11 protein-coding genes and 2 tRNA genes are annotated in these 10,597 nt (G+C 66.9%); 7 read left to right on the forward strand and 6 right to left on the reverse strand.

Annotated elements, in window-relative coordinates; genetic code table 11:
* From ACFPZL_RS06660 to ACFPZL_RS06675, 4 genes are all read left to right on the forward strand, one after another.
* A partial coding sequence (locus ACFPZL_RS06660; RefSeq protein ID WP_382334925.1) for an ACP S-malonyltransferase occupies positions 1–451 on the forward strand: 451 nt, incomplete at its 5' end.
* Between the two features lie 19 nt (positions 452–470).
* On the forward strand, positions 471–1,475 hold the full coding sequence (locus ACFPZL_RS06665; RefSeq protein WP_218113637.1) for a beta-ketoacyl-ACP synthase III: 1,005 nt from the start codon (positions 471–473) through the stop codon (positions 1,473–1,475).
* Between the two features lie 92 nt (positions 1,476–1,567).
* Positions 1,568–1,816 (forward strand): acyl carrier protein, encoded by a 249-nt coding sequence (locus ACFPZL_RS06670; RefSeq protein WP_218113638.1) that lies wholly within the window; start codon positions 1,568–1,570, stop codon positions 1,814–1,816.
* A 135-nt stretch (positions 1,817–1,951) separates the two neighbouring features.
* Positions 1,952–3,193 (forward strand): beta-ketoacyl-[acyl-carrier-protein] synthase family protein, encoded by a 1,242-nt coding sequence (locus ACFPZL_RS06675; protein WP_218113639.1) that lies wholly within the window; start codon positions 1,952–1,954, stop codon positions 3,191–3,193.
* A gap of 55 nt (positions 3,194–3,248) precedes the next feature.
* On the opposite strand, the gene ACFPZL_RS06680 is transcribed toward ACFPZL_RS06675, so the two are convergent.
* The 3 genes from ACFPZL_RS06680 to ACFPZL_RS06690 all read right to left on the reverse strand — a co-directional run bounded on the left by ACFPZL_RS06680 (position 3,249) and on the right by ACFPZL_RS06690 (position 4,518).
* Positions 3,249–3,773 (reverse strand): DUF3145 family protein, encoded by a 525-nt coding sequence (locus tag ACFPZL_RS06680; RefSeq protein WP_218113640.1) that lies wholly within the window; start codon positions 3,771–3,773, stop codon positions 3,249–3,251.
* A gap of 169 nt (positions 3,774–3,942) precedes the next feature.
* Entirely contained in the window at positions 3,943–4,398 is a 456-nt protein-coding gene (locus ACFPZL_RS06685; protein ID WP_218113641.1) for a VOC family protein, read from the reverse strand.
* Positions 4,399–4,444: 46 nt separating this feature from the next.
* A tRNA-Ile gene (locus ACFPZL_RS06690) sits at positions 4,445–4,518 on the reverse strand.
* Positions 4,519–4,682: 164 nt separating this feature from the next.
* Between ACFPZL_RS06690 and ACFPZL_RS06695 the strand changes: the two genes are divergently transcribed.
* On the forward strand, positions 4,683–5,813 hold the full coding sequence (locus tag ACFPZL_RS06695) for a N(5)-(carboxyethyl)ornithine synthase (RefSeq protein WP_218113642.1): 1,131 nt from the start codon (positions 4,683–4,685) through the stop codon (positions 5,811–5,813).
* 479 nt (positions 5,814–6,292) lie between these two features.
* Here the strand turns inward: ACFPZL_RS06695 and ACFPZL_RS06700 are convergent, their stop codons facing one another.
* Together ACFPZL_RS06700 and ACFPZL_RS06705 are read right to left on the reverse strand one after the other, a co-directional pair.
* A complete protein-coding gene (locus ACFPZL_RS06700; RefSeq protein ID WP_218113643.1) occupies positions 6,293–7,261 on the reverse strand; it encodes an Ig-like domain repeat protein in 969 nt (322 codons plus the stop codon).
* A 178-nt stretch (positions 7,262–7,439) separates the two neighbouring features.
* Positions 7,440–7,512: transfer RNA gene (locus ACFPZL_RS06705), tRNA-Ile, on the reverse strand.
* A gap of 252 nt (positions 7,513–7,764) precedes the next feature.
* On the opposite strand from ACFPZL_RS06705, the gene ACFPZL_RS06710 reads away from it, so the two are divergent.
* The gene (locus ACFPZL_RS06710; protein WP_218113644.1) at positions 7,765–8,853 is read left to right on the forward strand and encodes a hypothetical protein; all 1,089 of its coding nucleotides are present in this window, start codon (positions 7,765–7,767) and stop codon (positions 8,851–8,853) included.
* 41 nt (positions 8,854–8,894) lie between these two features.
* Here the strand turns inward: ACFPZL_RS06710 and ACFPZL_RS06715 are convergent, their stop codons facing one another.
* Positions 8,895–10,004, reverse strand: coding sequence for a fatty acid desaturase family protein (locus tag ACFPZL_RS06715; RefSeq protein ID WP_218113778.1), 1,110 nt, complete (start codon positions 10,002–10,004; stop codon positions 8,895–8,897).
* 213 nt (positions 10,005–10,217) lie between these two features.
* On the opposite strand from ACFPZL_RS06715, the gene ACFPZL_RS06720 reads away from it, so the two are divergent.
* Positions 10,218–10,597 (forward strand): DNA-3-methyladenine glycosylase (locus ACFPZL_RS06720; protein ID WP_382334928.1); only part of this gene is annotated, 380 nt, incomplete at its 3' end.

Raw genomic sequence — 10,597 nt, forward strand, 5'->3', positions numbered from 1 at the left:
CGGGCCGATTGTCGCGGCGGGCGCCCTCGATGCACTGGCCGCGCTCGCGGAGGACGCCCCGCGCGGCGCCCGCGTGATCCAGCTGCAGGTCGCCGGGGCCTTCCACACCTCGTACATGGCGAGCGCCGTCCCCGTGCTGCGGGAGGCGGCGTCCCGCACGACTGCGCAGGATCCGACCCACCGCCTCTGGACGAACGCCGATGGTTCCGAGGTCACGAGCGGCAGCCGCTACGTCGAGCTGCTCGTCTCGCAGATCGCGAACCCTGTCCGCTGGGACGCCTGCATGGAGGGCTTCCGGTCCGCCGGCATCACCGGCCTCATCGAGCTCACCCCGGCAGGCGCGCTCAGCGGGATCGCGAAGCGCGCGCTCAAGGGCGTGCCGACCGTGGCCGTGAAGACCCCGGCCGATCTCGACGCCGCCATCGAGCTGATCGACGGCGCAGCCGCCTGACCCGAGAGGATCGCATTCCATGAGCAAGCTGGCGCAGATCACCGGACCCGCGCACACGAGAATCCTCTCCGTCGGCGCAGCCCGCGGCGACCTCGACGTGCCCAATGACGACCTGATCGGCCCGATCGATTCCTCCGACGAGTGGATCCGTCAGCGCACCGGCATCATCCAGCGCCGGCGCGCCAGCGAATCCGTCGGAGCAGTGGATCTCGCCGTGGCCGCGGGCGAAGAGGCGATCGCGCGGTCGAGTCTCGACCGTTCGGAGATCGACGGCGTGATCATCTCGACCATCTCGAACGTGGCGGTGACCCCGTCGATGGCGTCGCTCGCCGCGTACCGGCTCGGCCTCGCACCCGCAGCGGCGTTCGACATCTCGGCGGCCTGCGCCGGTTACGTCTACGGCGTCGGGCAGGCCGATGCGCTCGTCCGCTCGGGCGTCTGCAAGAACGTGCTCGTGATCGGCGCCGAGAAGCTCTCGGACCTCGTCGATCCGACCGATCGCTCGATCTCGTTCCTGCTCGGCGACGGCGCCGGCGCCGTGGTGGTCGGTGCGAGCGATCACGCCGGAATCGGGCCGACGATCTGGGGCTCCGACGGCGAGAAGTGGGATGCGATCCGCATGACGACCTCGTTCGAGGAGTACCGGAACAATCCCGGAGAGGTTCCCTGGCCCACGCTGCGACAGGACGGGCAGACCGTGTTCCGCTGGGCCGTCTGGGAGATGGCGAAGGCCGCACGCCGCACGCTCGAGGCCTCGGGCATCGAGCCGGGCGACCTCGCCGCGTTCATCCCGCATCAGGCCAACATGCGCATCATCGACGAGTTCGCGAAGCAGCTGAAGCTCCCCGACTCCGTCGTGATCGCCCGAGACATCGAGATGCAGGGCAACACGTCGGCCGCTTCGGTGCCGCTCGCGATGCACGCACTGCTCGAGGAGCGGCCGGAGCTCTCCGGCGGACTCGCACTGCAGATCGGCTTCGGCGCCGGCCTCGTCTACGGCGCGCAGGTAGTCGAGCTCCCCTGATCGGCGCACCGCGCGGAAACCCTCACCGGACTGCGCACCGCAGCACACTAGACTCACTGACGATCACGACCATTCACCCTAAGGAGAAACACATGGCATACAGCAACGACGAGATCCTCGCCGGCCTGGCCGAGCTCATCAACGACGAGACCGGGATCGCGGCCGACGTCGTCGCCCTCGACAAGTCGTTCACCGATGACCTCGACATCGACTCGATCTCGATGATGACCATCGTCGTGAACGCCGAGGAGAAGTTCGACGTGAAGATCCCCGACGAGGAGGTCAAGAACCTCAAGACCGTCGGCGACGCCGTCAGCTTCATCGCCGGCGCGCAGGAGTAACGGCACCTCGAGGGGGTGCCGCTCCCCGAGCCCGTCAACGGGTTCGGCACCTTCCCTCATCGCCGCCAGCAGATTCCGGGGCGCATCCGCGCCCCGGCCCCGAACGCATCCCAGGACACCAGCGGAGCCCCACTCATGACGAAGAAGATTGTCGTAACCGGCATCGGCGCCTCCACGCCCATCGGCGGCACAGCCCCCGAGAGCTGGAGCTCCCTCCTCGCCGGCGAGTCCGGTATCCACTCGCTCGAGAACAACTGGGCCGAGCAGTACGGCCTGGCCGTGAACTTCGCGGGCAAGGCGAAGGTCCACCCCGACGAGGTCCTGGAGCGCCCGGTCGCGAAGCGGCTCGATCCCTCCAGCCAGTTCGCGCTCGTGGCCGCGCTCGAGGCGATCGCCGATGCGGGCAACCCCGACGTGCCCGCGGAGCGCTTCGGCGTCGACTGGGCCACCGGGATCGGCGGCCTCTGGTCGCTGCTCGACGCCTGGGACACGCTCCGCGAGAAGGGCCCGCGCCGCGTGATGCCGCTCACGGTCCCCATGCTCATGCCGAACGCGCCCTCGGCGGCCATCTCGATGCATCTCGAGGCTCGCGCCTACGCACGCACCGTCGCCTCCGCCTGCGCCTCGAGCACCGAGGCCGTCGTCAACGCCTACGAGCACCTGCAGGCCGGCCTGGCGGACGTCGTCATCGCCGGCGGCTCGGAGGCCGCGATCCACCCGATCACGCTCGCGGCGTTCAATTCGGCGCAGGCGCTCTCCAAGCGCAACGACTCCCCCGAATCGGCTTCCCGCCCCTACAACATCGACCGCGACGGCTTCGTCATGGGCGAGGGCGCGGCAGCCCTGGTGCTGGAGACAGAGGAGCACGCGCTCGCCCGCGGAGCGAAGATCTACGCCGAGATCGCGGGCGGCGGCGTGACCGCCGACGCCTACCACATCACGGCGAACGACCCCGAGGGTCGCGGCGCCATCCGCGCCGTGGAGCTGGCGCTCGGCGCGGCCGGAGCGAGTGCCGACGAGGTCACCCACATCAACGCCCACGCGACTTCGACTCCGGTCGGCGACGTCAACGAGTTCGTCGCCCTGCAGAAGGTCTTCGGCGATCGCGTCCGCGACATCCCCGTCTCCGCGACGAAGGCGGCGACCGGGCACCTGCTCGGCGGAACGGGCGCTCTCGAGGCCCTCTTCACCGTGCTCGCGGTGAAGGAGCGGGTCGCTCCCCCGACCATCAATCTCGTCGATCAGGATCCCGAGATCCCGTTCAGCGCTTCGAGCCGGCCGGTGCCACTGGGCGACGGCCCGCAGCTCGCGATCTCGAACTCGTTCGGGTTCGGGGGCCACAACGCCGTCGTCGCGGTCCGCTCCTACGATCAGTAGCCGCTGAGTCGGGGACTGCCGCCGAGTCCGGGCACCATTCGGGGTTCGGCGCAGCCTATCCCGCGTTGAGCCGCGGCAGGGCGAAGATCGTCGCGTCGCCGACCTCGGCCTGCCGGTAGGGTTCGAGTTCCTCGTCCCAAGCCTCTCCGAGGGCGAGACGAAGCTCGCGCGCGAGGCGCTCCGCATCGCCGGCGGCTCCGACGATCGCCGCACGAACGGCGTCCTCGGTGAGCACACCGTTCCCGGCACTGTCGGTCTGCATGTGGAAGATGCCGAGCGTGGGCGCGTGCATCCATCGCCCGCCGTCGCTGATGCCGGTCTGGTCCTCGGTGATCTCGAACCTGAGCTCGTGCCATCCGAACAGCGACGAGGCGACCGCTGCACCGGTGCCGACCGGTCCGTGCCAGGACGCCTCGGCGCGGAGCATGTCGGGCAGCAACGGCTGCGGCGACCAGTCGAGCTTCACGACGGTGCCGATCCGGCTCGCGAGCGCCCACTCGACGTGGGAGGTGAGGCCCTTCGGGCAGGAGTGCACCACGAGCACCCCCGAGGCACCCGCTCGGGCCGCTATCGACGTCATAACGGTCTCCCCTCGATTCGGAACGTCTTCCCCAACGTCGAATCCCGGGATCGGTGCGAGGCACCGCCGTCAGTCCAAGAGTGCCACGAAACCCGCCGCGGCGCAAAGCCCTGCGGGAGAACAACGGGGAAACGTTCAGGCGAGTACTCGCCTCGCGCGCCTCGCCCGGTCAGCCCGCCGCGCAGAACTCGTTCCCCTCGGGGTCCCGCATCACCCACCAACGGCCGGCCGGGCCCTGGTCGATCCATTCGATGCGCTCCGCCCCGAGGGACTCCAGCCGGTCCACCAGCGCGTCGAGTCCGCCTTCGCCCGCGTGGACGTCGAGGTGCAACCGGTTCTTCACGCTCTTCGGCTCCGGCACCTCCTGGAAGAGGAACCTCCTCCCCTGGCCGGTTCCGCTCACCTCGTCGTACGCGTCATCCGGATGCCGGATCGCGGCGAGCCCGCGGAAGCGGCGTGTGCCACCGTGCTCCAGGGTCAGGGCTTCGGGCAGCTGCCCGGCGGCGAGGAGCTGTTCGACCAGCATCCCGGGATCCTCGACCGTGTACTCGAGGGCCGCGGCCCAGAAGTCGGCGAGCGCGTGCGGATCGCGGCAATCGATGACGAGCTTCCAATGCAGGGCCATGCTCCATCGTAACGCTCGGCTTCGCGGGCCTGCTTCGGGTATGCGGTGGGGCGTGCGGGGCTTGAACCCGCGACCGACGGATTATGAGTCCGCTGCTCTAACCGGCTGAGCTAACGCCCCGAGGCGACTGCTCCAGCCTAGTGGACGAACCGACCCTCGAATTTGACCTCTCCGCCCGATGGCGTACTGTTCGAGTGACCGGATCAGCGAGGATCCGGCCACCGGACGAGTCGCGGTTACCCGTGCGCTCGTCCGATCGATCCGAAAGCGGCAGGTGACAGGTCATGCTCTCAATAGGAATCTTCGGGCAGTCGTCCTTGGAGAACGAGTACCGGCTCCCGATCCATCCGAGCCACTTCCAGCGGATCCCCGCAGACGTCGCGGCCTCCCTCTTCATCGAGACCGGCTACGGCGACAAGTTCGACGTCTCCGACGACGAGCTGACTCCGTATGTCGGGGGCGTTCTCGGGAGGGCCGAGTTGATCGAGCGCTGCGATGTGATCCTGGTGCCCAAGATGCAGCCGGAAGATCTCGCCTCGCTCCGCGACGGGCAGACGGTCTGGGGCTGGCCGCACTGCGTGCAGGACGTCGAGATCGCGCAGCTGGCGATCGACAAGAAGCTCACGCTGATCGCCTTCGAGGCGATGAACCACTGGAACGGCGACGGCAGCTTCGGCCTGCACGTCTTCCACAAGAACAACGAGATCGCGGGCTACGCCTCGATCATCCACAGCCTGGAACTCATGGGGGCCACCGGCACCTACGGCCGCAAGCTGACGGCGGCGGTGATCGGCTTCGGCGCGACCGCCCGCGGCGCCGTGACCGCCCTGAACGCGAACGGGGTCCACGAGGTGAGGGTGCTGACGATGCGCAGCGTCGCCGCGGTCGCGGCGCCGATCCACTCCGCGCAGATGGTGCAGATCGACCACGAAGAGGAGTACAGCTTCGCGATCACGGAAGATGAGGGCAGGGTCGAGCTCGCCTCGTACCTGGCCGAGAGCGACATCGTGGTGAACTGCACGCTGCAGAACCCGGAGGATCCGCTCATCTATCTGACGGACGAGGATCTGCATGCCTTCCGGCCCGGATCGCTCATCGTCGACGTCTCCTGCGATGCGGGCATGGGCTTCAGCTGGGCGAAGCCCACGACGTTCGAGGACCCGATGTTCGAGGTCGGCAATCGCGTGCACTACTACGCCGTCGATCACACGCCCTCCCTGCTCTGGAACTCGGCCACCTGGGAGGTCAGCGAGGCGCTCATCCCCTACCTCGAGACGGTGATCGCCGGGCCGAAGGCCTGGCAGGCCGACGACACCATTCGCAAGGCCGTAGAGATTCAGAACGGGATCGTGCGCAACGAGGCGGTGCTCAGGTTCCAGGGGCGGGAGAGCGAGTACCCGTACCGGCGCCGCTGAGGCGCCCCGCGAGCACCGCGCCGGACGAGCTGGGATACTGGTGCGGTGAGCCGCGAACTGTTGTTCTTCGACCCTGCGCTGCAGGTCGCTCCGCGGCTGCTCGGGGCGACGCTCACCGTGACGGGCGCGGACGGCGACCAGCCTCGTGCTCGGCGCGCACTCGGCCGGATGCGCGGAGCGGACGAGAAACGACGCGTCTCGGCGGGTCGTTCTGGCGGCGCAACCCGGTTCTCTGCTGCGAACGCGCTCTGGGCCGTCAGCTATCCGGTGACCTTACCCGAGGCACGAGACAGGATCGGTGACCGCATCGACTCGCGGGCGATCGGATCGGACGGCACCGTCGTGGGCATGGGGCATCCTGGACCCACGGTTCCGTCGGGAGCGCGAACCCCATCGACGCCCTCGGCGACACCGCCGGTACGGCCAGGGCTTCGACGGATTATGATGCCCGGGGTCACTTCGTCGCCCGGCATTACGCGTTACTTCGCGCGAACGAGCAGGGTCTTGGCAGCGCTCGATTCGGCGGTCATCGTGGAACTGCCGTGGAAGCGCACTGTGATCCGATGAACGCCCGGGCGTTTGATCTTGGGCAGCACGACGGAGAGCTTGCCCTTGCGGTACCCGCGCATGGTAACGGTCTTGAGCGTCTTCTTCCCGTCGCGGATCGTGATCTTGCCGCTCGGCTTCTCGACTCCCGCTGCCTTGACCCGAATGATCGCTCTCACGTTCTCACTCGATTTCGCCCGCTTCTTCGACAGGGTGATGGAGGTCTTGGTGAGCGCTTTCTTCACCGTGTACTTCACGGTCTTCACGGTCGGTGCGGCACCGGGTGCGCTCGGTCTGAAGGTGGCGACGATTGTCCGCTTGCCCACCTTGAGCTTGGCGGGCAGCACGAAGTCGATGGGGTCTGACCAGACGGCATCCTCACGATACTTCGCGCTGAGCTGCTTCCCGTCGACCGAGAGCGAGACCATGCCGAGCGTGGTAGCCGGATCGAACGAGACTGTGGCCAGTTCTGACCGGCCATAGCGTTGCGCCGAACGGGAGAACGAGACGTTCACCGCGAGCGTCGACGGCTGCTCGGTCAACACGAATCTCGGTTCGGACTCCGACCCTCCGCAGCTCGCACGGATCCCGATCTGCACACCGTTCGGCCAAAGGCCGTCGAGCGCCAGCGAGTATGCGAAGCTCCCATCGGGCTGGGACGCGGTGAACTCATACTTGTAGGGCGAGCCCGTCGTCTGCCAGAAATAGAGTTCGACCGGGCTCGACGCGGGGCAGCCGGCGCCCGCGATCTCCAACGTCCCATCGACCGGCAGGGTGCTTGGCCCGACCTCCAGGCTCACCGCCGCGTGCGCCGCAGTAGGAACGCTCAGCGAGCCCGCGACGAGCAGGAGCGTTGTAAGCGCAGAAACACCGATCCTCTTCAGGTTTCGTCTCTGAGCCACGGGATTCCTCTCGATAGCGTCATTGTCTTGCGCGGTTTCGTGAAACTGCTAGACACGCTAGCCGAAGCTGCTCGCAAACTCCACGATTGCGCTTCAACCTCAGAGGGGTCGGTAAGCGGCACGTGCCCGCTTCAGCGCGTCGCGAGTATCGGCAGGCATGTCACACGGACAGGGAAAGTGGGGCGTGCGGGCTTGAACCCGCGACCGACGGATTATGAGTCCGCTGCTCTAACCGGCTGAGCTAACGCCCCCGACAACTGCTCCAGCCCAGTGGACTCAGCGGATGTCTCTCGCCTAGGCGGACTATTGAGCAAGGGGCTTCGTTCGTCGACCGGCTGAACTTCGAGGCACTGCTTCAGAGTTCCCCCTCAGCAGCTCGCTAGGGGCAGCAAATCGACCGTGGTTGCCGACTCAGTCAATGCGAAGCTACGGTTGTTCAGAAGCAATGGACTCGAAATGCTGGTTCAAGCTTCGCCCCGTTCCGAGTAAGAGAAGAGCCCCCTGTGCCGCCTTTCACCAACGCAGCCCTCAGCGGACTGAAGCCGGTTCTCAAGACTGGTTTCGCTGCATGTATCACTGCGGCGATGATTTGCGGATATGTGGCTCCAGCGCATGCGACGACTTCGGAGAGCTCGGTTCCCTCGGACCGTATCAAGGTCACGGGATCCGTTCTCGACGCCGAGGGAGAACCTGTCGACGGGATGGACGTCTCGCTGTACCGAATTCGTCCCGCTCGCGAAAAGGCGAAATCTCTGGACAAGGGCGACACTCTGATCTCGAGCACCCGCACTGGCTCGGACGGAAGCTATGCCTTCAGCAAGAAGGTGTCCAAGACCGGCGCAAGGTACGCCGTCCTCTTTCTCGTCGACACCGCCGCAGCCAAGCAGGGCTACTATTCGTCCTGGGCCAGGCAGCCGGGTTCATGGGAGTCACTCGTAGTTCCGACGAACGGGGACACTCTCTACTACTGGGGCATCGATGCCGCCCCCGGCTCCTCCTTCCGCCTGGACCCTGGGAATGCCTACGCGCTCGGCAACAGCAGGCTACGGCTCGGTGGAAGAATTTCCGGAACGCTCGATTGCCCTGGTGCCGCATCCAACACCGGACATGCCGTGGTCGAAGGCGCTTCCGCCTCCGTCCGCGGGATCAGCGGAAGGTTCAGTGTTCCATCGAGCGGTGCGGTGAAGCCGAAGTTCAGCGTTCCAGCTGGAAACTACTACCTTTCGAGCAGCTTGAAGAAGTGCGGCTACGGCAAAGACCCTAGCGACGGGTACAGCGCCAACACGCTGGTGAAGGTGAAAAGCGCCGAGACGACTCACGTTTCAGTCACGAAGCGTCCGGTCAAGGCAATCAAGAATCCGAAGATCGTCGGCAAAGTGAAAGCAGGCAAAACGGTTCGCATCCGCGCCACCTGGCCGGCCGAGACCAGAGTCAAATACTGGTATTACGACGGTGGTGGCTGGAAGAAGTTCTCACCGCAGAAACTCAGAGTTCCGAAGCGTTTGAAGGGCAAGACGCTCAAGATCGTTGTTCGCAGCGAACGCTCCGGACACTTCGCAGGAGTAACGCGCCTGCAGGCAAGAGTCCGATAGCCCCGGTGCTTCAGGACGCTGCAGAAGCGTTCGGACAGGGCTCAGGCCCGCCGGTACTGCGCCACCATAGGGCAGTCGAAGGGATCCCTCGCCGCGAGGCCGACGCGATTCAGGTATCGGATCACGATGGCGTACGACTCTCCGAGCGACGTCTCCGTATACGGAACGTCGTTCGCCTTGCAGAAGTCGCGGACGACCTCCCTGGTCTTGGCGAGGTGGGGGCGCGCCATGCTCGGGAACAGGTGATGCTCGATCTGGTAGTTCAGGCCGCCCATGAGCCAGGTCGCCCACCAGCCGCCGCGGATGTTGCGCGAAGTGCGGACCTGCTTGGAGAAGAAGTCCAGGCGCTCCTCCGGCGCGATCACCGGCATCCCCTTGTGGTTGGGGGCGAACGACGCCCCCATGTACACGCCGAACACCGCGAGCATCACGCCGAGGAACGCCGCAGCCTTCCCGAGCGGGAGCAGGAGAAGGATCGGAGTGAGCAGGAGCGCGAACCTGAGCGCGAGCATCCCGAGTTCCGCCCAGCGGCCCTTGACCGGGCCACGGCTGCAGAGGTGCGCGAAGCCCTGTGCGTGCAGATTGAGCCCCTCGAGCGTGAGTAGCGGGAAGAACAACCATCCCTGTCGCCGGGTGATGGCCCGGCGCAGGCCTCGGGCCTCGCTCGCGTCTGCTTCGAGGAAGGAGATGGTGTCGACCTCAATGTCGGGATCCTTGCCGACGCGGTTCGGGTTGGCGTGATGCCGGCTGTGCTTCGAATCCCACCACGAATAGCTCATCCCGACGAAAGCCACCAGCACGCGGGCGAGCCGGTCGTTCGCGGGCCCCGAGGCCAGGATCTGCCGGTGAGCGGCCTCATGGCCGAGGAAGGCGACCTGCGTGAAGAGGATGCCGAGGGCCGCGGCGATGAGCAGCTGGTACCAGCTGTCCCCGAACAGGATGAACCCGGCGATGGCACCGCCGAAGCCGAGCAGGAGCACCGCGCCCACGCTCGCGTAGAACCACGGAGCACGGCGCAGGAGCCCGCTCTCCTGGATCACCCGCGAGATCTGCGTGTAGGCGCGCGCGATCGGCGGGAAGTCCGCCTTGCGCGCGTAGGTCTGACGGAGGGGACCGAGGGTGCTGACGTTCGCAGCGGAGGAAGAGGAGATCTGAGCGTCGTTTCGTCGGCCACGCGCCTGTCGGCGGCAGTGGAGTGAAGCCAAGGGCGGACGCCGATCGCTTCTCCCAACGCTACGCTACGACCCATTCCGGATCCTGGACATGCCGGTCGGGCCGGTGTATTGCCAGGTTCGTCGCACGCCCGTCGGCACGATCGCTCATGAAGGCGCGATCGCGTCGAGAGACCTTGAGATACTGGTCCGGTGAGTCGCGAACTGTTCTTCGATCACGCGCTGGAGGTGGCGCCGCAGCTGCTCGGCGCGCACCTCGCCGTGCTCGGCGACGACGGCGCGGTACGGATCCGCATCACCGAGGTCGAGGCCTACCACGGCGTCGGCACGCCGGGGCCCTACGACGGGGGCTCGCACTCGCGCAGCCGGCGGACCGAGCGCAACGCCTCTATGTTCGGCCCGCCAGGGCACGCCTACGTCTATCTGAGCCACGGGATCCACTTCGCCCTCAACCTCGTCTGCTCCCCCGAGGCCATCGCCTCCGGGGTGCTGATCCGCTCGGGCGAGGTGATCGCCGGTGAGGGGATCGCCCGGCGTCGGCGGGAGGCGAAGCGGGCCGCCGCCGCGCACGG

It is taken from the genome of Leucobacter soli (genome assembly GCF_042659205.1).
Classification (GTDB): domain Bacteria; phylum Actinomycetota; class Actinomycetes; order Actinomycetales; family Microbacteriaceae; genus Leucobacter; species Leucobacter soli.